This is a genomic window from Enterococcus sp. DIV2419 (assembly GCF_051711865.1).
Classification (GTDB): Bacteria; Bacillota; Bacilli; order Lactobacillales; family Enterococcaceae; genus Enterococcus; species Enterococcus faecalis.
Genome location: NZ_JBIONS010000001.1, coordinates 1933676 through 1958929 on the forward strand (window position 1 = coordinate 1933676; position 25254 = coordinate 1958929).

26 protein-coding genes are annotated in these 25254 nt (G+C 38.4%); 3 read left to right on the plus strand and 23 right to left on the minus strand.

All coding sequences use genetic code 11. From position 1 onward, the window contains the following. Positions 1-97: 97 nt before the first annotated feature. From IGI97_RS09065 to IGI97_RS09095, 7 genes are all read right to left on the minus strand, one after another. A complete protein-coding gene (locus IGI97_RS09065; RefSeq protein ID WP_002382167.1) occupies positions 98-751 on the minus strand; it encodes a TIGR01906 family membrane protein in 654 nt (217 codons plus the stop codon). After that, positions 739-1509, minus strand: coding sequence for a TIGR01457 family HAD-type hydrolase (locus IGI97_RS09070; RefSeq protein WP_002357953.1), 771 nt, complete (start codon positions 1507-1509; stop codon positions 739-741). The genes IGI97_RS09065 and IGI97_RS09070 overlap by 13 nt, the downstream gene beginning before the upstream one ends. 5 nt (positions 1510-1514) lie before the next feature. Next, entirely contained in the window at positions 1515-2156 is a 642-nt protein-coding gene (locus IGI97_RS09075) for a YutD family protein (RefSeq protein WP_438738465.1), read from the minus strand. Between the two features lie 34 nt (positions 2157-2190). After that, positions 2191-3573 carry a bifunctional metallophosphatase/5'-nucleotidase gene (locus IGI97_RS09080; protein WP_438738467.1) on the minus strand — a complete coding sequence of 461 codons (1383 nt, stop codon included), beginning with the start codon at positions 3571-3573 and terminating at the stop codon, positions 2191-2193. 124 nt (positions 3574-3697) lie between these two features. Next, on the minus strand, positions 3698-5386 hold the full coding sequence (locus tag IGI97_RS09085; protein ID WP_016634113.1) for a ribonuclease J: 1689 nt from the start codon (positions 5384-5386) through the stop codon (positions 3698-3700). A gap of 30 nt (positions 5387-5416) precedes the next feature. Further along, positions 5417-6289: a 4-hydroxy-tetrahydrodipicolinate synthase gene (gene dapA / locus IGI97_RS09090; RefSeq protein WP_002357957.1), complete on the minus strand. Its 873-nt coding sequence runs from the start codon at positions 6287-6289 to the stop codon at positions 5417-5419. Between the two features lie 33 nt (positions 6290-6322). Further along, entirely contained in the window at positions 6323-7390 is a 1068-nt protein-coding gene (locus IGI97_RS09095) for an aspartate-semialdehyde dehydrogenase (RefSeq protein ID WP_002381968.1), read from the minus strand. A 206-nt stretch (positions 7391-7596) separates the two neighbouring features. Here IGI97_RS09095 and IGI97_RS09100 point away from each other — a divergent pair, with 206 nt between their 5' ends. After that, positions 7597-8055: an S-ribosylhomocysteine lyase gene (locus IGI97_RS09100; protein WP_002357960.1), complete on the plus strand. Its 459-nt coding sequence runs from the start codon at positions 7597-7599 to the stop codon at positions 8053-8055. 83 nt (positions 8056-8138) lie between these two features. Continuing rightward, entirely contained in the window at positions 8139-8873 is a 735-nt protein-coding gene (gene nfsA / locus IGI97_RS09105; protein WP_002360554.1) for an oxygen-insensitive NADPH nitroreductase, read from the plus strand. 57 nt (positions 8874-8930) lie between these two features. Here the strand turns inward: nfsA and IGI97_RS09110 are convergent, their stop codons facing one another. From IGI97_RS09110 to IGI97_RS09150, 9 genes are all read right to left on the minus strand, one after another. Further along, the gene (locus IGI97_RS09110) at positions 8931-9179 is read right to left on the minus strand and encodes a YtxH domain-containing protein (RefSeq protein ID WP_002357962.1); all 249 of its coding nucleotides are present in this window, start codon (positions 9177-9179) and stop codon (positions 8931-8933) included. Between the two features lie 90 nt (positions 9180-9269). Next, complete coding sequence (scrK, locus tag IGI97_RS09115) at positions 9270-10148, minus strand: fructokinase ScrK (protein WP_002361643.1); 879 nt, start codon at positions 10146-10148, stop codon at positions 9270-9272. A 226-nt stretch (positions 10149-10374) separates the two neighbouring features. Next, entirely contained in the window at positions 10375-10587 is a 213-nt protein-coding gene (locus IGI97_RS09120) for a hypothetical protein (protein WP_002357965.1), read from the minus strand. Beyond that, complete coding sequence (locus IGI97_RS09125) at positions 10580-11644, minus strand: DUF916 and DUF3324 domain-containing protein (RefSeq protein ID WP_438738470.1); 1065 nt, start codon at positions 11642-11644, stop codon at positions 10580-10582. The genes IGI97_RS09120 and IGI97_RS09125 overlap by 8 nt, the downstream gene beginning before the upstream one ends. A gap of 237 nt (positions 11645-11881) precedes the next feature. Then, positions 11882-12151, minus strand: coding sequence for a type B 50S ribosomal protein L31 (locus IGI97_RS09130; protein WP_002357967.1), 270 nt, complete (start codon positions 12149-12151; stop codon positions 11882-11884). Between the two features lie 99 nt (positions 12152-12250). Next, a complete protein-coding gene (rho, locus tag IGI97_RS09135; RefSeq protein ID WP_002357968.1) occupies positions 12251-13543 on the minus strand; it encodes a transcription termination factor Rho in 1293 nt (430 codons plus the stop codon). Beyond that, on the minus strand, positions 13540-14832 hold the full coding sequence (locus IGI97_RS09140; RefSeq protein ID WP_002357969.1) for a UDP-N-acetylglucosamine 1-carboxyvinyltransferase: 1293 nt from the start codon (positions 14830-14832) through the stop codon (positions 13540-13542). Before IGI97_RS09140 ends, rho begins: the two co-directional genes overlap by 4 nt. A 173-nt stretch (positions 14833-15005) precedes the next feature. Continuing rightward, positions 15006-15875, minus strand: a complete 870-nt coding sequence (locus IGI97_RS09145) for a class II fructose-bisphosphate aldolase (protein ID WP_002357972.1) — start codon at positions 15873-15875, stop codon at positions 15006-15008. A 202-nt stretch (positions 15876-16077) separates the two neighbouring features. Then, positions 16078-17034, minus strand: a complete 957-nt coding sequence (locus IGI97_RS09150; RefSeq protein ID WP_002381974.1) for a YitT family protein — start codon at positions 17032-17034, stop codon at positions 16078-16080. 234 nt (positions 17035-17268) lie between these two features. On the opposite strand from IGI97_RS09150, the gene IGI97_RS09155 reads away from it, so the two are divergent. Continuing rightward, complete coding sequence (locus tag IGI97_RS09155; RefSeq protein ID WP_002357974.1) at positions 17269-17763, plus strand: YajQ family cyclic di-GMP-binding protein; 495 nt, start codon at positions 17269-17271, stop codon at positions 17761-17763. Here IGI97_RS09155 and IGI97_RS09160 read toward each other — a convergent pair. From IGI97_RS09160 to IGI97_RS09190, 7 genes are read right to left on the minus strand one after another with little or no spacing between them, the layout of a single operon-like run. Continuing rightward, entirely contained in the window at positions 17747-18463 is a 717-nt protein-coding gene (locus tag IGI97_RS09160) for an HD domain-containing protein (RefSeq protein WP_438738472.1), read from the minus strand. The two genes, IGI97_RS09155 and IGI97_RS09160, sit on opposite strands and share 17 nt — an antisense overlap. Before the next feature lie 21 nt (positions 18464-18484). Beyond that, the gene (locus IGI97_RS09165) at positions 18485-19450 is read right to left on the minus strand and encodes an asparaginase (protein WP_438738474.1); all 966 of its coding nucleotides are present in this window, start codon (positions 19448-19450) and stop codon (positions 18485-18487) included. Continuing rightward, positions 19447-21909 carry a helicase C-terminal domain-containing protein gene (locus IGI97_RS09170; RefSeq protein WP_375804683.1) on the minus strand — a complete coding sequence of 821 codons (2463 nt, stop codon included), beginning with the start codon at positions 21907-21909 and terminating at the stop codon, positions 19447-19449. Before IGI97_RS09170 ends, IGI97_RS09165 begins: the two co-directional genes overlap by 4 nt. A 36-nt stretch (positions 21910-21945) precedes the next feature. Continuing rightward, positions 21946-22464 carry a GrdB-related putative oxidoreductase gene (locus IGI97_RS09175; RefSeq protein WP_002360563.1) on the minus strand — a complete coding sequence of 173 codons (519 nt, stop codon included), beginning with the start codon at positions 22462-22464 and terminating at the stop codon, positions 21946-21948. 17 nt (positions 22465-22481) lie between these two features. Then, positions 22482-23837, minus strand: coding sequence for a PTS cellobiose transporter subunit IIC (celB, locus tag IGI97_RS09180; RefSeq protein ID WP_002384702.1), 1356 nt, complete (start codon positions 23835-23837; stop codon positions 22482-22484). An 18-nt stretch (positions 23838-23855) separates the two neighbouring features. Continuing rightward, positions 23856-24185: a PTS sugar transporter subunit IIB gene (locus IGI97_RS09185; RefSeq protein ID WP_002357981.1), complete on the minus strand. Its 330-nt coding sequence runs from the start codon at positions 24183-24185 to the stop codon at positions 23856-23858. A 19-nt stretch (positions 24186-24204) separates the two neighbouring features. Next, positions 24205-25158: a N(4)-(beta-N-acetylglucosaminyl)-L-asparaginase gene (locus tag IGI97_RS09190; RefSeq protein WP_375804682.1), complete on the minus strand. Its 954-nt coding sequence runs from the start codon at positions 25156-25158 to the stop codon at positions 24205-24207. Positions 25159-25254 lie beyond the last annotated feature (96 nt).

Genomic DNA, 25254 nt, shown 5'->3' on the forward strand with positions numbered 1-25254 from the left:
AATATCATACTTTTGACAATTATTCAATCTAGTTTTTAAAACTAGATTGAATAAAAAAGAAAAGCGAGCAATTTTGGAATTGTTCACTTTTCTCTCTTTATTTTTTTAAAGAACGTTTTCCGATTAAAATACCTATCAAAAACAGGCCTTCTAATAAAACAAAAAACAAGATAAAACAATGCATAAAGTAGGCTTCAGGTAAGGCATTGATAATCGGATCAGTCAGCGGATTAAATAACCAAGCATCGTTGTTAAAAAATAATCCATGAAACGCAATAAAAAATTGATCAAAGCCAATCAGCATGAAAAAGCCAAAAAGCACAGGCAAAAACATTCCCCACTGAAATGGCCGTATCAATGTCCATAAACGCTGATTTTTTACCAAATATTTTAAATAAAGGACACTAGGCAACAACGTAACTAATAATACGCCGTAGCACAATAAAAACAATTTTTTCACTTCATAAAAATGAAAAGCCGCGCTATCAGACATTGGGAAATCAGGAAATACTAATGTTTTTTCAAAAGGATTGTTTAAGTACATCATTAAATGATCGTAATTTTTAATCAAGGTCACACGATCAACCTCTACGTCTTTTAAAATATTTAAGTGTTGGATATCAAAAAGATACAATGGACGAAAATTAATCGTGATCGTGATACTTAAAGCCACAATCGTTAAAAACAAACAAATGAGTCCAAGTGTTTCCCTTAAACGCAATTTCGACCTCATCATACTCAAAAAGTCCATTCATCTAAGGAATCAACAACATAGGTTGGTGGCGTTGGTAAAGTTGGAACAGCTGACTTAGGGGTAAAACCTGATGTAACTAACAAGCTATCAATACCATTTTGAATCCCTGATTGAATATCGGTTTCATAATTATCTCCAACCATAATTACTTGCTCTTTTTCCACGCCTAAATGCGCAATCGCTCGTTCCATGATAATCGCTTTTGGTTTGCCAATATAAACTGGTTTTGTTTGAGTAGCTGTCTCCACAAACGTCACAACTGAACCTGCACCAGGTAATAAGCCTCTTTCTGTCGGAATGTTCTTATCTGGATTGGTCCCAATAAACAACGCCCCTTTTTGAATGGCTAAGGTAGCTAAAACCACTTTTTCGTAAGATAATTCTGTATCAAGTCCCACGACAACATAATCAGGATTTGTTTCATCCCATTCAAAACCTGCTTCTAAAATTAAGTCAATTAAACCAGCCTCGCCGATGACAAAGACTTTCTTGCCTCGATTGGTTTCTTTCATGTAATCAATCGTCGCTAAAGTCGCTGTATAAACAAGGGATGCTGGGACATGAATATCAAATTCATTTGCTAAACGTTGTGCCACTGTTTCAGGAGATTTAGTGGTATTATTCGTTACAAATAAAAAAGGCAAATCTTTTTCCTGTAACTGCTCGACAAAACGTTTTCCGGCTGGAATTGGTTCTTTTCCTAAATAAATCGTTCCATCTAAATCAATTAAATATCCTTGATAGTCTTTTTTCACTCTGTTTACTCCTCACGTTGACGAATCGTAAAGCCTTTGCCAGATTTTTTGGGACTAGGCTGTTTGGGTGTAGTCGTTTTTTTATTTTCTTCTTTTCGCGTACGAATCACTGGCTTGCTATTTTTATTAGCGGGCGCACTCTTTTCCTCGACAAACACGTTAGAACGATTATTCTTTTTATGGCGACGACGACGATGCGTTGTTTTTTCTTTACGTTCCCCTGTTCGTTCAATTACAAAATAGGCACAGCCAAAATTACAATATTCATACAAATAGTCTTCTAGTGTATCAATGCGTTGATCCGGCGCTGCCCGACGATTAGAAGTATCAAAAAAGCCACGCAAGCGTAACTGTTCATAGCCCCAGTCTCCTACGATATAATCATAACGCGCTAATACTTCACTAAACCGTTCACCTAAGCGTTCAGGATCAAAGGCATCACGATGATTTTTAACAATTCGGTACTCTCTTTCACCAATTTGAATATCTGTTTCATTCACAATGGTGACAATTTCCCCTTTTTTCTTTTCTTTTACAGGTTCTTCTTTTATTTCTTCAAGAACTGCTGTTAGTTCTTCTGTAAAGGTTGCAGCAGTTTCTGTTTCTGTTTCTGTTTCTTTTTTTTCGGTTGTCTTTTTGTCTGTCATTTTTTCACCACCTAGTTTTTATTATACCTTGTTTTTATTTGATTGGATAGTGGGCATGCAGATAGTTCGCCACGACAGTTCTTAAAACGTCTGGAAATAAAAATTCGACTTCTCCAACTAACTCAATCGTTGGGAAAAACGGAACAAATTGAAAGTGATCCACTGTTGTCAGCGTATATTTCTGCTCTGGCTGAATAGGTTTCCCTTGCCAAAAAACGGTCTGGCTATTTCGCTCAAAACGAATCCCATCATAACATAATTCGCCAAAAATTTTCCCGCGGAAGCCCATCCCGCGAATCGGAAATTTCCGCAGAAATTGACGACTTTTTTCCATTTCACGAATCAAACGGCTCATGTCTGACCCTTTCAAGGTAACCTTGATTAAATGCATTGGATGAGGCAAGGCCTCATGTAATTGGTCTGCATTGATTATTCCTTCTGGTAAATCTGCTAAAAATAACCCGTTGTTCAACACAGCCGCTTCGGTCTGCCCCGCTTCTTTTAACGCCTTCAAGGCAACAGTTATAAAGGCATGCGGTTGCCGTAAGTCCGTTGACAAGGTTTCAGGGATTTGTGCAATTTGCTGCGCTTGCAATAGTCGATGACCTTCCGTTAAGTAACCCGCAATTTCCTTGGCATCAGTTGCTTGCTCTTCTAAACTTGCTGTTTCAATCGTTTTTGCATAACTTGTGACTTGCTTCGTGTCGGCATCCACAAACAGATGCACTTCACCAATATACTGTCCATATTTGCCAGCAGCTGCTAGTTGCACATGATTAATTTTTTCACCATCTTTAAATAAATGATGTGTATGGGAACCTAAAATCACTTGAATTTCAGGATAATTCGCCGCAATCATAAAATCAGTATCTATCCCCAAGTGACTAAGCAAAATGAGAACATCACATTGAGGCGCAACTTCTGTAATCAGTTGAGGAAGGACTGCTTCCACTTGTTTGATTGTCCAGCCATTGGGATTATACGTTAAAGGAAATGGTGCGGTTAAGCCAATAAACCCTAACTTTGTGCCTTCTTTAGTTGTCATAATTTTATATGCTTGACAAAAATCTGGTAACGTTTGGGTTTTTGGATCTTCTAAATTAGCTAAGACCACTTCAAATGTTGCCTGATCATATAATTGCTCTAATTGTTTCTTTGAATTGCCGATTCCTTCATTATTTCCAATTGTAACCAGATCATACGCTAATGTATTCATTATAGCTACATTTGCTCGACCATCTGTTGCTTCGGTCAAAGGATGACACCGATCTGAAAAGTCACCTAAATCAATGGTTACGACTGTTTTGCCCTCTTTTTGGTACAGCGAACGTTTGGCTTTAACCAGACGCCGTATTTTGGGCCAATTTTCAAAGTGAGAATGAAGATCATTGGTATGGAACAACACAATCTCTTCCACTAAAATCGCCTCCTTTATTCAGCGCTCTGATTAATAGTACCATATTTATAGAAGAAAGTTACAAAAAAGAACAGATGACTTTAGAAGAATTTCTCCTAAAATCACCTGCTTTTATCGGGACGAACTATGCGTTATTTTTGGGACGCTTGCGTTGCGTCGCTTCCATGATAACTGGTAAGATCACAGGACGACGTTTGGTTTGTTCAAATAAATAACGGCTTAAGTTTTCGCGGATTTCTTGTTTCAGTTTGCTCCATTCGAAATCGTCACTTTCTAAATGCTTTTCAACAATTTCTGTAACAATATTGCTACTTTCTTTCATTAGGTCTTTACTTGTTTTAACGTAAACAAAACCTCTAGAAGTAATTTTAGCTGGGGAAACAATTCGTTTTTCTCGGCGATTAATTGTCACAACAGCCACAAAAATACCATCTTCGGAAAGAATACGACGATCCCGTAAAACGATATTACCAATATCGCCGACACCAATCCCGTCAATCATAATATTTTCGGCCGTTGTGCTGCCAGCTACCGACATTCTACCTTTTGTATACTCTAGAATGTCCCCACGACCTGTAATAAAGATATCTTTATAAGGCATGCCAATTTCATGTGCTAAGTCCGCATGCGCAGCTAACTGGCGGTATTCACCTTGGACAGGAATGAAATATTTTGGTTTCATTAAGTTCAGCATCAATTGCAAGTCATTTGGATTAGCGTGACCAGACACACGTAAATTGTCGGAAATTTGCTTCACCGTAGCACCGGCCCGATAGACAATATCCTCTGTTTTGGCAACCGTTGTTTCCATGGCCGTTGTCGGCGTTGTCGTAATATAAACTAAATCGCCTTCTTCAATTCGAACGACACCATGTGTATTATTAGCCATTTTTTGAAGTGACTTAATAGGTTCTCCCATCCGGCCTGTTTCTAAAATTAATAACTGTTCGGGTGCATATTTTTTCATTTCTTTTGGTTTCACTAATAGATCTTCGCTTGGCAATTGTAATTTTTCCAATTTCATCGCCGTCCGAATAATCCGTTCAAAATCTTGGCCTGTCAAAACGACTTTACGACCAGAACAATCCGCTGCATTCAATACTTGTTGGACCCGTTGCAAATTACTTGCCACACATGCCACGATGATTCGTCCTTCCCAATAGCGAATCGTGTCGAACACTTCATCAGCGATTTGGGCTTCGGAAGCAACTTGGACTGGGTTTTCAGCATTTGATGAATCACTAAGTAGCGCCAAGACGCCTTCTTTCCCAATTTCAGCCAAGCGGCCATAATCGGTTTGATACATCTCAATCGCACTTTGATCAAATTTAAAATCACCAGTATAAACAATGTTGCCTTCTTTTGTTTTGATACTAACACCAATCGAATCTGGAATGGTGTGCGTTGTTTTAAAGAAGCTCACCGTTGCTTGACCAAAATCAATTTCTGTATGCGGGTCAATCACATGGAAATCTTTAAATTTCTTCGTTTCCGCATGACTGTTGACACTTAGTTTTGCTAGTTCAATCGTTAATTCTGTCCCAAAAACAGGCACTTGAATTTTTGAAAGCAAATACGGTAAGGCCCCAATTGCATCTGCATGGCCATGTGTTAAAAAGACCCCTGCAATTCGTTCACTATTTTCTTCTAAATACGTAAAATCCGGAATGACGACGTCAATTCCTAAAAGTTCGTTCTCTGGATATTGTAATCCACAATCCAGTACAAAAATTTCATCTTCCACTTCAGCAACGTACATATTTTTTCCATTTTCACGAACGCCGCCTAATGGAACGATTTTTATTGTACTCACTCTTTTCACCTCTCTATGATTACACGTTCTTTAAATCTCTAACGTGCGAATAATTCTTTGCTCTTCTTCTGGTGTACAAGCAACTAGAGGTAAACGTAAATTTCCAACAGGAATACCTAAATGATTTAAGGCCGCTTTCACGGGTGCCGGCGAAGGCACTGAAAACAAGGCGTTCATTTTTGGTAATAACTGTCGTTGAATTTTAGCCGCTTCCGGCAAGTTCCCCTGCTCCAGCGCTTGATACATCTCATACATTGACGAACCGAAGACATGACTGGCTACCGAAATAACCCCTTGTCCGCCAAGTGCCTTGGTGGCAAAAGCCAACCCGTCTTCTCCAGTATACACTAGAAAGTCTTTTGGCGCTCTTTCAATCAACTCAGTAATTGCATCTAACCCTGCACATTCTTTAATCGCCACAATTTTTTCCAATTGTGCTAAGCGCAAAGTAGTTTCCACTTCTAGACATGCAGCCGTTCTACCAGGAACATTGTACAAAATAATTGGTAGTTCACTTGCTTCTGCGATGGTTTTAAAATGTTGATACATACCTTCTTGATTTGGTTTATTATAATAAGGAACAACCGCCAAAACAGCATCGATACCAGCGATTGTCGCTAACTCTTTCACAAAAGCGACTGAGTCACGTGTATCATTCGTACCTACACCACAAATAATCGGAATACGTCCATCGATCAGTTCAATCATTCGCTGGAATAATTGTAATTCTTCTTCATGAGTTAACGTGGGTGATTCACCAGTTGTTCCTGCTAAAATAACGCCTTCTGTATGATTGGCCAATAAATAGTCTACCAATTGCGGTAGTTTATCAAAATCTATTTCTCCCGATTCTTGAAACGGCGTAACCATTGCCGTAATAATTGTTGCATTCGTTAAATCCATCCTATTCCCTCCCGAGTATACAATACAAACCTTCTAGTCGTTTTCAGGTACACGAAGCAAATTCATTTCGTGTAGCGTTTCAGCAATTTGGACCGAGTTCCAAGCAGCTCCTTTTAATAGGTTGTCTGACACAATCCATAAATGGAAACCGTTCTTCACGTCAACGTCTTGACGAATACGGCCGACAAATGTTTCTTTCTGGTTGACGCTATTTAGCGCTTGTGGATATAGTTGTTCACTTGGCTCATCTTGCAAAATTACACCTGGAGCTTGCGCCATTAATTCTTGGATGGCTGAGACCGATGCATCTGCTTGTTTCACTTCTATATAAACAGATTCAGAATGTCCTGAAATTACCGGAATACGGACACAGGTGGCAACGACTTTTAGCTTGTTGTCTCCCATGATTTTTTTTGTTTCATTCATCATTTTCCATTCTTCGTAGGTATACCCTGCTTCTGAAAAAACATCAATTTGAGGCAACGCATTAAAAGCAATTGGATAATGTTTTTCGTCACTGCCAGCTGGTAAAATTTCAGCTGACCATTCACTGACAGGTTTTCCCTCTAAAAAATCTTCAGCTTGTTCTTTTAGCTCATTAATTGCACGGATACCTGCGCCACTCACAGCTTGATACGTTGAAACGATGATTCGTTCTAAGCCAAACGCTTGCCGAATTGGTTCTAAGGCCACCATCATTTGAATCGTAGAACAATTGGGATTTGCGATGATTCCCTGATGATTTTTCAAGGCTTCTGGGTTCACTTCTGGAACAACTAAAGGAACATCTTTTGCCATTCTAAAATGGCTAGTGTTGTCAACAACAACAGCTCCGCGCTTAACTGCTTCTGGTGCAAACTTTTCGGAAATACTCCCACCAGCACTAAATAATGCTAAATCGATTCCTTCAAATGATTCCGGGACTAATTCTTCCACGATAAGAGGTTGCCCTTTAAACTGAATCTCTTGTCCGGCAGAACGCTTAGACGCCAATAACCTCACACTGGCAATTGGCAAACTTGTTTCTGCTAACAATTCAATCATTCTTGTCCCGACAGCACCTGTTGCTCCTACCACGGCAACATGATATTCTTTTCCCATATTTTCATACTCCCCTCTTACCTTCTTGTAAAAGCTACTTGTCCTATTTTACCATAGTATTGAAAAAACCTACATAGTCAAAAAAATGATTTTTTTATTTTCCCATGATATTTTAAAACTATTACCCATCAAAGGACTATCCATTGACTTTTGACTTAAATTTGTTATAGTTAAAACGAATTTAATTATAAAGGGAGCGAAATTTCATGGCACGCGTAGAAAGTTTTGAATTAGATCACAACACAGTAAAAGCACCATATGTTCGCCTTGCTGGCACAGAACAAAATGGTGATGCGTTAGTCGAAAAATATGACTTACGTTTCTTACAACCAAACAAAGATGCCCTACCAACAGGCGCATTACACACGTTGGAACATTTATTAGCAGTTAACATGCGTGATGAATTAAAAGGAATCATTGACATTTCGCCAATGGGTTGCCGCACTGGTTTTTATATGATTATGTGGGATCAACATTCACCACAAGAAATCCGTGATGCATTAGTCAACGTTTTAAACAAAGTAATCAATACAGAAGTTGTTCCAGCAGTCTCTGCAAAAGAGTGTGGCAACTACAAAGATCATTCTTTATTTGCAGCGAAAGAATACGCAAAAATCGTTTTAGACCAAGGAATTAGTTTAGATCCATTTGAACGTATTCTGTAATCTTTAGCAATTAACGACAGAGAAACCCACTATTAAGCTGTGGGTTTTTCTGTTCTCTTTCTTAATTTAAACGGAGGTTTTTTATGAATCAAACAATTGAACAATTACTAAGTCACCGTTCCGTTCGTCATTTTAAAAAGCAAGCGTTAACGGACAAGCAGAAACAACAGTTAATTACTGCAGCTCAAGCAGGATCAAGCTCCAATTTTTTACAAGCTTATACAATTATAGAAATCAAAGATCCTGAGCTACGCAGAGAATTGGGACGTTTAGCGAATTGTGAAGACTATGTCGTTAACACTGGTGTGTTCTATGTTTTTGTTGCTGATTTGTATCGTCATGCAACGATTTTGTCAAAAGAGGGGCAATCATTGGAACCCTTAAAGACACCAGAATCATTATTAGTAGCTGCCGTTGATACAACGATTGCTGCGCAAAACATGGCCATTGCGGCTGAATCTATGGATTTAGGGATTTGTTATATTGGTGGCATTCGAAATGACTTAGACACAGTAGCCAAACGCTTATCTTTGCCTGAATTAACTGTACCACTTTTCGGATTAACAATCGGTGTACCAGAAACGTTAAATGGTGTAAAACCACGGATGCCTTTTGAAAATATTTTAAGCGAAAATCACTACCAATCAGACAAATTGACAGATATGCACACATATGATGAATTATTAAAAGATTATTATGCCAGCCGCTCAAGTAACGCCCAAACAGCGGATTGGTCACAGAAGTCTTTGTCCTATTTTTCTTATAATCGTCGCCCAGAAGTAAAAATTTTCTTGCAAAAACAAGGATTTGATGTCTAAACAAAAGAGCGTGGGCTTACGTTATTTCAACGTAAGCCCACGCTCTTTTGTTAATTTTTATTTATCTTTACTAAATTTGTCTTTTAAGTCTTCAAAGCCTTCTTTAACTTTATCAGTTAATTTTTCAGCGCCTTCTTTAAGGTCGTCGCCGGCATCACGTGCTTTGTCTTTTACGTCAGCAAAGGTTGATTGAGCTTTTCCTTCAAGTTCTTTGCCTTTATCATCCGTAACTTTGCCTTGCGCTTCTTTTGCAGTACCTTCTACTTTATCTTTTGCATCGTCAAAACGTCCTTTTAAATCTGCCATGCTAATCCCTCCTAAATAATTAATTACATAATAAGAGTATCATTCTTAGCCATTTCCTTCAAATATAATGCATGAACTACGAATAAATGGTTATTTTTGAGCCATTAAAGCTTTTTTTGCCAAGGCAAAGCAACCAATTGTTCCTGGATTATCTTCTAAAAGAGGCGTCACCAAGTATTTTTCTAAAGGCGGTGTTTCCACATATCCATTGACTAATTCAGCAAATTTTTCACGAACTTTCGGCATCAAATGACGTTGTTTCATGACGCCGCCACCTAAAATGATCACTTCTGGCGCTAATAATAAAGTAGTATTGTACGCTGCTTGCGCTAAATAATAAGCTTCTAGTTCCCAAGTTTTATGATCCTCTTCCAATAAATGACCTTTTTTACCAGAACGACCTTCAACTGCTGGTCCTGCTGCAATCCCTTCTAAACAATCTCCATGATAAGGACAATTTCCTGCATACGTATCTTCAGGATGACGACGGACTAACGCATGCCCCATTTCTGGGTGGCTAAAGCCTTCAATAAACTCACCGTTTTGAATCGCTCCAGCGCCAACACCAGTTCCAATTGTATAATATACACAACTAGATGTATGTTGCCCATTTCCAGCAACATACTCACCATATGCCGCAGCATTCACATCCGTTGTCCAAGCCATTGGCACATCAAAATGTTGTTTCATAGTTCCTAACAAGTCAAAGTTACGCCAAGCTAATTTTGGTGTAGAAGTGATATAACCATACGTAGGAGAATCAACGTGAATATCAATCGGACCAAACGAACCAATCCCAATCGCTTTTAAAGGATATTGTTGGAAAAATTCTATTACTTTTTTCATTGTTTCTTCTGGGGTTGTTGTGGGAAAACTGACACGTTCCACAATGGTCAAATCATCTGTCCCAACGCCACATACAAATTTTGTGCCACCGGCTTCGATACTTCCTAAAAGTTTTTCTGTCATTGCAATATGCTCCTTCGTTTCCATTTCATAAGTAAGCGGATACATTACTTTTGATTAAATAACTAACATACACGTTTAGTTTACCACTTTTTTGTCGTTTCGACAGAACAATTTAACAATTTCAGTCAGGTTGCCCAATGAAATCTGGCAAGTTGCTAAAGAGCATTTTTCTAAAACAAAAAAACGAGCATTCACGGTTATCTAACAATGAATGCTCGTTTTTTGTTTATTGATTCTTTAGCGAAAAATATAACAATAGTCCGATTGTAATCCAGCCACCACTAAGTAAAAGCATTAACCAACTTAAAAGCGTTTCTTTTAGAATACTTCTGGGTTCTTTTGCATGCTGAATAAAACTCATACTAGTCAGCAAAGAAAAGAGGAAAAACATAAAACAAATGACCGCTAAACCGCCAGACAACCAAAACCAACTAGCCATTATTCTCACTCTCCTTTTCGCTTGTTTTTTGGTAATTATTGCGCCAAACGACACTACAAATTGCCCCGATTGTGATCACTAACAATGTGTAGAAAGTCGGTAACAACCATGTAGGTAGGATCCATTTGACCGTAGCTTCTTGATTCAATTTTTTTGCTTCACGAGTGTTAATCGTAAATTCTTGTTGAAAAGGCCAAGACTGTTGTTCATCTTGTTGTAAAATAGCACGTCCTGTAAATATATAAGTCCCAGCATCTAGCGGTTGTTTGCCCAAATCAAGATGAAAATTCATGGAACTATTTGGGGCAAAGCGAACATTTTTTAGTGTCCGTTGTGCAATTTTTTTAGAGGATCCTTTTTTTATCACTTGACCTTCTAAACGAACTTCTGGAAAAATAGCAGCATATGGATTTTGAATGACCGCCTTTAGTGATTTGGCCCCTAAAGCAATTGTAGGTGTTACTTTCGCTAATTTCAGTTGGTTCACCTCTGTTAAAGGAGCATTCTCAGCACTCCTCATGGCAATCGCAACATTAAACCCGTAGCGACTGGTTAATCCCGTTGTTTGGTTCTCTTCCTCTGTTTTTTCATCTTTGAGATGCGCATAAACCCCGCCTAAAACAACTCCTTTGATAGGCTGATCAAGTCCCTTCACCTTCATCTTTGCTGATACTGTTTGATGAGGCGGCACACTCACTTCCTCATTTTCTAAAGTAACCAAGTCTGTCAGCGGAACCTTTAACGATGAATCAAGTGGTTTATCAAAATCATTGTACACAATCAACCCGTTATCATTTGTTGATGCATTTGCTAGAGTCAATACGATGGACAATTTTTCGTCTGTCTTATTTTTTATATCTAAGACAATAGTGGAAGATTGCTTTGGTGCCAGAATTAAATCATAATAACTTGATGTTCCTGACACTTGATTTTCTGGTAAAACAGGCGTTACTGTAAATTTAGTCTTCATTTCTTCTGTAGCTTCTACTTTTGGAACAATAATAAAAAATGTGAAAAACAGAAATAGACAGAAAACACCGACTTTTTTTCTACTCATTTCTTCAAGATCTCCTTTATAAAGCTGAATGTACCTACTAGTCTAACAAATCAGCGAAACAATGCTGATCAATCTTTGACTTTTGGGAAGGATAATCTTGAAAAGAAAGAGGAAAAGATTGGTAAGTTGCTTTATTTCTTTTCTCTGAATTAAAACTACATATTTAACGCAAAAAAAGAGGTTTCCCACCACAGTGGAAAACCTCTATAAACCTTGTCATAACAATGTTTTGAAAGACTATGCGTCTGGATTTGCGTTTTCGTCTTTGAGACCGTATTTTTTGTTGAAACGGTCCACACGTCCGTCGGCTTGTGTGAATTTTTGACGACCAGTGTAGAATGGGTGTGAGTCTGAAGTAACCTCAACACGTAATAATGGATAAGTGTTGCCATCTTCCCATTCAACAGTTTCTGAAGATCCTTTAGTTGAACCTGAAAGGAATTTGAAACCTGTTGTTGAATCCATGAATACTACTGGTTGGTAATTTGGATGGATATCTTGTTTCATACGTTTTTTCGCTCCTTTGCCCTGATCCATTTGCTGTATCAGAGTTATTTTGTCGGTATACAACAATGCTATCTTACCATGTTTTCAGTTGGTATGCAATTATCTTTTTGGATTTCTTTTAATTTGTTTGCCAAACGAAACATCATGGAAAACTTCAAATAATTGTTGATTATTTTGGGTCCGTTTCAACATTTTTATGAATTGATCCGTATATTCCAGCGAGTCTCCTGACATATTATTTCTCAATTTCCACGTTTCTTCTAGTTGTTCTGGTGTCATTAGCAACTCTTCTTTTCGCGTACTTGATTTTTTAATATCAATTGCTGGGAAAATACGGCGTTCTGCTAATTCACGAGATAAATGGAGCTCCATGTTGCCTGTACCTTTGAATTCTTCATAGATGACATCATCCATTCGGCTACCTGTATCCACCAATGCCGTGGCTAAAATAGTCAGACTACCCCCTTCTTCGATATTTCTGGCAGCACCAAAAAATCGTTTAGGTTTGAAAAACGCAGCTGGATCTATTCCGCCACTTAAGGTTCGACCACTAGGCGGGACCACTAAATTATAGGCCCTTGCTAAACGAGTGATGCTGTCCATTAAAATAACTACGTCCCGTTTGTCTTCAACTAAGCGCATTGCTCGATCCAGAACCAATTCAGCAACTCGCGTATGATTTTGTGGTTGTTGATCAAAAGTTGAAGAAACCACATCGCCTTTAACACTTCGCTCTAAATCAGTCACTTCTTCAGGACGCTCGTCAATTAACAACAGAATCAATTCCACATCAGGATGATTTTCTGTAATCCCATTAGCAATTTCCTTTAAAACACTTGTTTTCCCCGCTTTTGGCGGCGCTACAATTAAACCACGTTGCCCAAAACCAATTGGGGCAAATACATCAATCATTCGTGTTGATAATCTGCCAGCCGTTGTTTCTAACGTTAATTGTTTTTCAGGATACAACGGTGTTAGCGCTGGAAAATGTGGCCGCTCTTTCGCTTCTTCAGGATCTTTCCCATTGACACTTTCAACATGCATGAGTCCATAGTAACGTTCTGATTCCTTTGGCGGACGCGCCTTGCCAGCTACTTTGTCCCCATTTCTCAATCCGAAACGACGAATTTGAGAAGAAGAAATATAAATGTCTTCTGCACTTGGTCCATAATTAATTGGCCGCAAAAAGCCATAACCATCCTGAGAAACAATATCTAAAATTCCTTCCATGAAGAAAAACCCTTGCTTCTCAGCTTGTGCACGAATCACAGCTAAAGACAATTCTTTTTTGTTCATTTGGCTATAATAAGGAATTTTAAACTCTTTCGCGTACGCATAAATATCTTTTAACGTACTGTTTTCCAATTCAGCCATTGTTAAATAGTCGCTCATTGATCCACCTCAAACGGACCTTCTTGTTCTTCGGTTTCTAGCATTTGAATATCAGCGCCTAAAGCAGTTAACTTTTCGATAATGTGGTCGTACCCACGTAAAATATATTCTACATTATAAATCGTGGTCGTACCTTCAGCCATCAAGCCGGCAGTGACTAGGCAAGCGCCTGCCCGTAAATCAGAGGCGACTACTTCTGCACCGTGCAATTGATTTGGACCATTTAAAATAATCATATTGCCTTCAACCGAAGCATCGGCCCCCATCCGCACCAACTCAGGAATATGCTTATTTCGTTGAGCATAAATCGTATCAATAATTTCACCAGTTCCTTGCGCTTTTAAAAGTAATGGCGTTAACGGTTGTTGCAAGTCTGTGGCAAACCCAGGATACGGATAGGTTTTCACCGTCGTCATTTTCAGATCATGTGATGGATGAACTTCAATCATGTCTTCTTCAATTGTCATCTTAACGCCCATTTCTTGCAATTTCGCAATGAAGCTTTCTAAATGCTCATAAATAACATTTCGAACCTTGATTCCTTCACCCATAGCTGCTGCCATAGCTAAATAAGTCCCAGCTTCAATTCGATCTGGAATAATCGAGTGACGACAGCCATGTAATTCTTCGACACCTTCAATCCGAATAACATCCGTTCCAGCTCCTCGAACTTTTGCACCCATGTTATTTAATAATGTAGCAATATCAATAATTTCTGGCTCACGCGCAGCATTTTCAATAATCGTTTTGCCTTTGGCTTTAACTGCGGCTAACATGACATTGATTGTAGCGCCAATAGATACCATATCCATAAAAATTCGTGTTCCTTGTAAGCCAGCTTCGTCTGTTCTCAAGTACATCGCCCCATGTTCGTTGGTTACATGAGCGCCTAATGCTTCAAATCCTTTGATATGTAAATCAATTGGACGAGGTCCTAAGTAACAACCGCCAGGTAAGCCGACAACGCCTTCCCCAAATCGACCAAGAAGTGAGCCCATAAAATAATAGGACGCACGTAAGCTATTGATTTTTCCTTTTGGCATTGGCACAGAAACAACTTCTGTTGGGTCAATAATTAATGTATTATTTTCAAAAGTAATTTTAGCACCCATAATTTCTAAAATTTCAATTAATGAGTGAACATCCTGAATGTCAGGAACGCCATCTAAAGTCACGGGCGAATCTGCTAAAATAGCAGCTGGAATTAAAGCGACCACACTATTTTTGGCGCCGCTAATGGTTACTTCGCCTTTTAATGGACGATTCCCATTGATTACGATTTTTTTCATTTATATTCTCACCTATCTGTAATATACGTTTTCTAAATAAACTACCCAATCATTCTATCATAATCAAGCTTAAGAAAAAAGAAAACTTCTCAGGTATTTTAATAGAATGAAAAAATAACAAAAAATAAAAAAGACAGCCACGTGCTGTGGCTGTCTTTAACGTAACTAGTTGATTAAGCTTTGTTAGCTGAACCGAACCAATCAATGTGTTCTTCTGCATCTTTGATGATTGCAGCTTTACCTGGTGCTAATAATTTACGAGGGTCAAATCCTTTACCTTCTAAATCTTTACCAGCTTCAATATATTCGCGTGTTGCTTTAGCGAATGATAATTGGAATTCTGTATTTACGTTAACTTTTGAGATACCCATTGAAATTGCTTTTTCAATTTGTTCTTGAGGAATACCAGAACCTCCGTGTAATACTAGAGGTACATCAGAACCGACAGCTTCAGCAATTGCTTGTAAGTGATCAAATGCTAAACCTTTCCAGTTTTCTGGATATTGACCGTGGATGTTACCGATACCACATGCTAAGTAGTCAATACCTGTAGCAACCATTTGTTTACATTCTTCGATATCAGCTAATTCGCCAGTACCGATGATTCCGTCTTCTTCACCACCGATTGAACCAACTTCACATTCGACAGAAATACCTTTAGCGTGAGCTTTTTCAACTACATCTTTTGCTAATTTTAAGTTTTCTTCGAATGGTAAGTGAGAACCATCAAACATGATTGAAGTATAGCCAACTTCGATACATTCTAAAGCAGCTTCGTAGTCACCGTGGTCTAAGTGAATTGCTACTGGAACTGTGATATTCATTGAGTCTACTAAATTAGTAATCATGTCTTTAGCTACTTTGTAGCCGCCCATGTATTTAGCAGCGCCCATTGATGTTTGGATTAGAACTGGTGCTTTTTTAGCTTCTGCTGCTTCTAAAATCGCTTGTGTCCATTCTAAGTTATTTGTGTTATAGCCACCTACTGCATAGCCGCCTTTACGTGCTGCTTTTAAGAATTCTGCTCCTGATACTACTGGCATAAAAAATTCCTCCTAAGTTTTTAAAAACTTTATTTGTTAGGTGTTCCCTAACCAACGGTTCTATTTTAGCAGAATTCCTGACACTTTTCTAGTAAAATTCCCTTTTTCAGAAAATTTTTGTCTATTCTTTCACATAACCTTCATTTTTATAAAAAAACCTCCAGTTTTCCCGTTAAGACTTTGGGACCTGAAGGCCGACTTGCTATTTTAATTTTTTCTTTGGCGGATAACGTTTCACCTTGTAGGATTGAAGCTCAGGAAATGTTCCTGTACTATGAAAAATCCGTTGTTCATCTTCATTGGCAAAACGCCCTAAAACCGATTGTGTTGGTAAAATATTTACAAAGGCATTCTCATCGATACTGTAAACTGCTTGTTCTAAATCATAGAGTTCGTAGCGAGTAATGACCATCATAATCATCCGACCTTCTGCACCTGAATAGCCGCCGATTGAAGGCAACAAGGTCATGCCACGAGCGATTTGTTGAGAAACTTCTAAGGCAACGGCTTCTGGTCTCGTAGTGACAATCATTGCTGTGACTTTTTGGTGACTGGTATGAATCATGTCGACCACCTGACTCAAACAGTAAATAGAAATAATAGTATACAACGCACTTTCCCAGTTAAATACAAAACCAGCCAACAGCACAATAATACCATTTAATAAGAACATAAAATTACCAACGGTTTTCCCTGTTGTTTTTGAAAGAATCAGTGAAATAATGTCCATGCCGCCAGTGTTAAAGCCCATTTTCAATGAAAGCCCTGCGCCAACGCCGACTAAGACACCACCCATAATTGCGTTCATCAAAGGATTCGTTGTGACTGTTACGATTGGCACAAACATAGTGACAACGGAAATGCCAATAACATTGATGAAACTAAGAATCGTTGATTGTTTCCCTAATTTTACAAACCCTAGAATGAAGACGGGAATGTTTAAAAATAAAATGAAGATCCCTGTATTAATATGGATTCCTAAATTTGTATATAATAATGTAGCAATGATTTGCGCAATTCCGTTCATCCCTGCCGAAAAAACTTTTGCCGGAATCAAAAAGAAATTCAAACCGACCGCAGAAGTCAAAGCGGTTATCGCCATCACTGCTATTTTTTTTATCGATTCATTCCTTTGGTAAGTACTAACCAATCGACTCATTTTTCTTCGCTCCTTCGCTATTCTTCTGACTTAGAATAACAGGTTCTATCCTAAAAGAAAAGGGGCTAAAAGCGAACATTGAAAAAAATTTTTTTGCAACGTTTCCATGAAAGAATGCGAGAAGATATCCCTAAAAATTGATCTTCTTATTTCTCTATTCAAAATGATTCTAGCCTAACCTTTTTTACTATTTCATGATATGATGAAGCAAAGAATATTTTAGGAGGTTTTTACATGGCTGCAAAAGAAGCAAGTTTTGATGTAGTTTCAGAGGTCAATATGGAGGAAGTCAAAAACGCAATTCAAATTGCCTTGAAAGAATTGAAAAATCGTTTTGACTTTAAAGGGTCAATTGCTGATATTAAATTGGAAAACGATAAACTAGTAGTCGTAGCTGAAGATGATTATAAAGTCGAGCAAGTGAAGGATATTTTATTTGGAAAATTAGTCAAACGCAATGTTCCGATTAAAAATATTCATTTCTCAGAAAGTGAAAAAGCCTTAGGCGGTACTGCTCGCCAATATGGTGATTTAATCAGTGGTATTGATAAAGAAAATGCGAAAAAAATCAACACAGCTATCAAAAACTCTGGTATTAAAGTTAAGTCACAAATCCAAGAAGACAAAATTCGGGTAACTGGAAAAAGTCGGGATGATTTACAAAAAGTCATGGCTCTTTTACGAGAATTAGATTTACCAATGGCTCTTGAGTTTAATAATTATCGCTAAAAAAATCCTTCAACTGTTCATTAACAGTTGAAGGATTTTTTAGTTTTGGTACCGGCCATTCTTGATTATTCAATAAAACGATTGGTCGGCGTTGGATTTTTTCTGAAAAAGCGGCAATTGCTTTGAAAACCTTTGGCATAAAATAAAACGCATTTAATTCTTCTAAATCCAGTTCTTCTTCTGCCGTAAACGAGACACAAACCTCTTGTTCTGAAAGCATAATTTCAATTTTCTTTAAAAATTGAAATTGCCGCATTCCTGGCACGAAATAACCAGCCTTGGCAACACGAGAGGTTGTAATATCTAATTTATCACTAATGATTAGCGCTAGTGTCATTAACTCTTCCGAATCAAAGCCATTACTATGATTTTCTATAGAAGATAAAATTTCTTCTTGATAAGGCAAACAAATCTTTTGCTTACGAAAATATGCTTCTGCAAATTGTTTCCCACGAAGTGCATGTCCTGCTTTTCCTTGTAGCGCACCCACATCATGGAGCAGTGCCGCAATTTTTGCCGCCTCTAAATACTCCTCTGAAACAGCAAGTTGTTTCAAAATCATTTCCGTCATGGCTACGACATTGGTTACATGAAACCAATTATGGTATGCCCACCCAGCTTCTTCATCTTCCATTTGACCAATTGCATCATAAATTTGTCGAATTTCAGTATCCTGATGAATGCGTTCAAACAGCTTCATTTATTTTCTCCTTAAAATTAGTTACTGTTCCAAAAATTCTTTTAACTCTGTAGGATTTTTTTCGCTGTTTAAACCAACAATTAAACGAATCCGCGCTTTCGGTCCGTTTAAACCACGGGCAAAAACGACCCCCATTTTTTTCAAGCCAACGCCACCACCAGCATAATCATAGATATCTTCAGCAATGCCATTGGAACAACGAGAAACTAAAACGACTGGAATCCCGTTGTCTAGCATTTTTTGTAATGCTGGGAGCGTTTCTGGCGGTAAATTACCCGCGCCTAGCGCTTCAATTACTAACCCATCCGTTTCTGGGGTGTTTAATAATTCAAACATTCGTTCACCCATCCCCGCATAGGCCTTCACTACGTGAACATTTCCTTTCACAGAAGAAACATCGCAAACTTCTTGCGGTAAGACCTCTTTCGCAAAAAAAGCACGTTCTTTCGCAATGGTTCCTATTGGTCCAAAAGTTGGCGTCCGAAACGTCGCTACGTTCGTTGTATGTGTTTTTGTCACATAACGCGCCGTATGAATTTCATCATTCATCACGACTAAAACACCTTTATCGTACGATTCGTCTGAACAAGCAGTCCAAATAGCACTGATGAAATTATACAAGCCATCACTACCGATTTCGTTACTTGACCGCATTGCTCCTGTTAAAACAATGGGGATTTTTTTCTCTAAGGTTATATCTAAAAAATAAGCTGTTTCTTCTAATGTATCTGTTCCATGCGTAATAACCACGCCATCAATTGGTTCAGAATAAGCTTTTTGAATCCGTTCTTTTAATTGAAACATCCGTTCTAAGGTCACGTGTGGTGAGGGAATATTAAAAATATCTTCGACAACTAAATGAACCTTGCCAGAAAATAATGCTTCTTGTTCCATCAACGGATTTTTTTCATTCGGGGCAACACTTCCTCCTGCTACTTTCGACATGGAAATGGTCCCACCTGTATGAAGGACTAAAATGGTCTTCATTTGTTTCCTCCTTTGTTTTCTTTATTTTTTAACCAAAATTGTTTCACTTGTTGAATGAGTTGTTCATTGGTGTTTGCCTTTCGATGCGCCAACCAATGCGGCGGAAAGAAACGCTGGACACTTGGTAATTCAAATCGTTCGTCTAATAACAACACAAAGCCTTTATCTTGCGCATCTCGAATGACACGTCCAGCCGCTTGCAAGACTTTATTCATGCCAGGAATTTGATACGCAAATTGAAACCCTTGCCCTCGCTCTTCTTGATAAAAAGTGCGAATCAGTTCTTGCTCCGGATTCATTTGTGGTAGCCCGACACTAACAATTATCGTACCAATCAATCGGGTACCTTTCAAGTCAATTCCTTCTGAAAATATACCACCTAAAACACAAAAACCGATGAAAGTTTCTTGAGGATTCTCTTTAAATTCAGCTAAAAATGCTTCTCGCTCTTTTTCGTTTAAGTCCGTTCCCTGAATTTGAGTTTTTACTTGCGGGTAGCGTTGGCTAAATACTTGATAGACATCATCCATATAGGCATAAGAAGGGAAGAAAATTAAATAATTACCTGTTTTTGTTTCACTTAACTTCCCTAAAAGTTCACTAATCTGTGGATAACTTTTTTCACGGTTTTTATAGGTTGTTTGAAGATGACTACCAATCATCAACAATTGATTTTCTTCTGGAAAAGGATACGGAATCCTATAACGTAGGCTTTCTTCACCTCCACCAAGCACTTCTTGATAATAATTCAGAGGTGTTAAACTTGCCGAAAATAAGATACTCGCTTTCCCTTTATCTAATCGTTGTGACAATAAATAAGCAGGATCGACACAAAATTGTTTCACAACGCAGTCATAGTTTCGCAAAGAAATAGACGTATAAAAGCCGTTGTCGTAATACTCGCTGATTCGAAGATAACTTAAACAATCAAAATAAAAACTGAGAATCGACGCCAATTCCTCAATGTGTTGATTTTCTGGCAACCATTCTGCAATTACTTCTGTTAATCGATGTATCTGTTTAACTAATGAATCAATTGGCGCGCGTTGGGCAAAAAAATCCGTGTCTTTTTCTTCACAGATTGCTTCAATATCATCAAACGTAGTTAAGACTTTTTGACAAGCTCTTTTTAATTGAACAGATTCTTTTTGCAATCTTTTTTGAATTTGCAAAACCGCATTCCTAGAAATAGCGGCCGAATACATCTCCCGTGAACGATTAACCAAATTATGGGTTTCATCCACTAAAAAAATATTCTCTTCTGCACTTTGGGGTTCTTCAAAGAAGCGCCGTAAATAAACCGTTGGATCAAATAGATAATTGTAATCGCCAATAATTAAATCACACCAAAGACTTGCATCTAGCGACAACTCGAATGGACACAATTGGTGCTTTTGTGCATACCGTTCAATAACCTCTCTCGTTAAATGATTTTCATGTTGCAATAAATCCCACAGTCCCTCATTTAAACGATCATAATAGCCGTCAGCAAACGGGCAATATTCTGGTGTACAATTTCGTTCAGTTAAAAAACAAATTTTATCTTTTGCTGTTAACGTAATACTCTTAGTTTGCGCTTGTTTTTCGGACAGCGCTTTGACAGCATCTTCAGCCACTTGCCGCGTAATGGTCTTAGCTGTTAAATAAAAAATCCGTTCACCTTCTTCTTCACCAATTGCTTTCATCGCTGGAAAAAGAGTGGACATTGTCTTACCTGTTCCAGTTGGTGCTTCCACGAAGAGCCGCTGTTTACTAAGAATTGTTTTATAAACGGCTACCGCCAATTCTCGTTGCCCTTTGCGATACTCCCCGTAAGGAAAACTAAGATTTTTTAATGATTTATTTCTCAAAATACGCCACTCTTCTTTAAAAATTACCCACTGTTCATAGCGCTTCATCAAATCAGTAAAAAACTCCGCTAATGCAGCTTCTGTAAAATGGCGTTCTTGTCGTGTGATTTGTTTTGTGGTGGTCTGATAATAAGTGAGTTGCAGCATTATTTCAGAAAGTTGTTCTTGCTGGCAATACATGTGACCATAACACATCGCTTGATACCAAAACAATTCGACCTTTTCTGGCGGCAATTCTTCAAACGCTGGCTCGGATGTTTTAATTTCATCAATGACCACTTGCCCAGTTTCTTTCACAAAAATGCCGTCTGCACGACCTTCTACACAATAATTATGGCCATTTAAAGGCACCTCAATTTTTAAAGATACTTCCTTTTGATAAAGGCTCCCCGCTTCCTTTTGCAACATTCGATGAAGGCGACTACCTTCTTGTGGTGTATGTTCACTCACATGGCGAGAATCGATACTTCCCCGCCTTAAAATAAATTCGACCACTTGACGAACCGCAATTTTTCTCGTTGATTTCACGTAATCCCACCTATCTGCCTCCCTATTATAGAACATACATTCGCTAAACAAAAGCAAAAAATCCAAAACGAACACAATCATGTGTTCATTCTGGATTTCTCTTTAGATTATCAACAATTAAAAACAACTTGTTTCTTCTAACTGTTTGGTTTCTTTTCCATTTGCTTTTGCCACGACCAATTGCGCCATTTGTTTAAACGAATTATTTAAACCAATGCCGCCCTTTTTGGGCATCTTCACAATCGGTACTTGCTGATAATAGTGACTAACTGCTGGATTTTCTTCTGCCATCGCTGCAATTGCAGGAATGCCTGCAGCATTAAACTTACAAGCTAGATGAGCGGCCATTTCTCCAAAATTAGGATAATGCATGGCAGGTCCGCAAAGAACCGCATCGGCATGAAACTTTTTTGCAAAGCCAATAAATTTCTTTGCTACCTCTTCCTCGTTTTCCAAATAATATTGGTCACCACAATAAAGTGTCGCAACAATTTCCGCTCCTTGCTTCTGTAAAAATGGTAGCAATGTTACCCCTGGACCTAAGGGAGCTTTTTTACCACTTGGTTTCAGCTGAGCTTGTTCATCACTGCCAAATCCTGCTAAACTGTGGTTTAAGACTAAAAGGATTTTTTTCACGCCTATTTCCTCCTTTTTTATAAATCATCGAAGTCAAAGGAATCAAAATCAATTTCTTCACTCTCTTCTTCTTGTGCTTTCCATTCTTCACGTAAATATTGGTCATCCATAACTCGAATAAAAGGATAATAAATGAACATTCCTAGTACCAATAAGAGAGCTTGCAGAATTGATCCTTGCCAACCGCTGACTAAAAATCCTGAGATAATTGGCGGGGTCGTCCACGGCAATTGAATACCGTTCGTCAATGGAACTAAGCCCCAATCCATAGCAAAATAGGCAATAATAATATTAATCGCAGGTACTAATACAAATGGAATTAAAAGGATTGGATTTAAAACAATTGGTAACCCAAAAATGATTGGTTCGTTAATCCCAAAAACACCAGGAATTAGTGAAAGTTGCGAAAGCTTTTTAATTCGTTGACTTTTACAGAATAAGACCATCACAATGATTAATGAGAGTGTGGAACCGGCGCCACCAAATGTTGCAAACATATCTTGAAATTGTCCAGTGATGATGTTGGGAATTTCATGACCGTCTTTAAATGCTTGTAAATTTTCAACAGATAATGCCCGCAAAACAGGATTAAAGACTGCGCCAACCACACTACCTCCGTTAATGCCAAAGAACCAAAAGAAGTGTAAAAATAAATAAGCAATGCTCATTGCACCTAAGGTATTACCAAGACTCAATAAGGGCGTTTGTAGAAATTCAAAAATAACATCTTGTAAATTACCATAAGGAGTTAAAGCAGCCAGCCAATTGACTAAAAACATGAGAGTAACAACTAAAAAGCTCGGGATCAGGGCCTCAAAAGACTTAACCACTGTTGGTGGCACTCCTTCTGGCATTTTTATTGTCCACCCTTTACGAACAATGGCCACAAATAAACGAGTCGCAATTAATGCGACAATCATTCCTAAAAACAAGCCACTGGAACCCATCCATTTTAAAGGTAAACTAGTAACTTCATAAACCTTTGAACTATTTTCCGGTGTAAATAATGTTTGATAAGGCGTTACAATAAAAAATGAAACCAATGCGATAATTCCTGCTTGCATTGCATCCACATTGAATTGTTTCCCTAAACTATAGGCAATACCGACAACGGCCAGAATAGTCATTACATCAAAACTAGCACTAGCTGGAACAGACATCATTGTCGCCCAGTCTTTACCAAGCAAATGAGACATCCAAGTATCCCATTGTGGCAAAGGAAAATTAGCAATTAATAAGAAGACCGAACCAACAATCAACAAGGGCGTTGATAAAAGGAAGCCATCACGAATCGCTACTAAATACTTATTTTCTCCTATCACTTTTGCCAAAGGGGTCAATACGCGCTCTAACCAATCCAAAAATTTTTGCACGGTCGTCACTCCTATCTATTATTTTTTATTTTGCTTAATTAACCGCAGCGCTTCTTTCAATGCTTTTTCGCCATCCATCATGCCATAAATTTCTGGCGCAATTGCAGCGACAGGAATCCCTTGAGGAGCAAATTGTTCTTTTGTTTTTTCTAATAAAAAACGGACTTGTGGTCCTAATAAAATAGCAACAGGCTTCTCTGCTTCAACCACTTCTTGTGCTCTTGCAATAGGAAAAGCAGTAATCATTAAAGGCATTTGATGTTTTTCCACCACTTCCATCATTTTATTCACCATAATACTTGTAGACATCCCTGCATCACAAAAAAGATAAATTTGTTTTTTACTCATGTTCCTTCACTCTCCTCATTTATTCAATTGGTGCTTTGATTCTTTTTTCATAGGCCGCTAACCATTCTTGTGAAATCGGCTGAATCTCTGTGGTATGATTCTTGCCTGGATTTGCAATATAGATTTCTGGTTGCTGCATATCAGTACCAACCGTAAAAGTAAATTCCACATTCGTAGCTACGCCCCAGTCTCCCTGTTTGTTCATGGCCACCAGTGAAAAAGCTCCTGCTTTCCCATAACGTTGGGTCAATTTTTCGTGAAAAGCATAGACGGCTTGATCACATGCTTGTTGTGGCGAGCTCCCTTCCCCCATTAAACGAACGATTTCATAAGAAAGACAGCCTTTCATTAAATCTTCACCTAAGCCTGTAGCCGCAGCACCACCAATTTCGCTATCAACATAAAAACCAGAACCTGACAGTGGTGAATCACCAACACGTCCTGCTTTTTTCATGAAGAGTCCCGAACTGGAAGTGCCAGCTGCCATTGATCCTGTTTGGTCTAACGTAATAGCGCCGACGGTATCATGCCCATCATAGGGGTTCAACTGATTTTCCTGAATTTCTTTTAAACGCTTTTGCCACCATTGATTAGCGCGTTCTGTCAACATATTCTTTCTTTCAAAACCGTGCAACATTGAATATTTCGTTGCACCTGTGCCAACACGAAAACTATTAAACTTCTCTTTACTTAATGCTTTAGCCACTGAAATCGGATTTTTAACATCTGTAATTCCTGCCACAGCACCAATTGCAAATGTGTCTCCATCCATATAGGCAGCATCCATTTCTAAAATCCCTTCCTCATTAGGTAAACCGCCGTAGCCCACTGACTTATAAAAAGGATAGTCTTCTACTTCTTTAATTAATTGTTCCACGGCCGTGCCTGCAGCACCTCCTTGTTGTAATTCTTCTGTAGCTTTTAGTAACCCATCATGTGCCATCCGCCATGTCGCAATTGCACCCCAAGTCATTTTCCATCCGCCCTTTCGTTAACGCTTACATTTCTCCACCATTATAAACTAGTATATACTGTTTTGTATATACTGAAAATGAAATTTTATACAGAA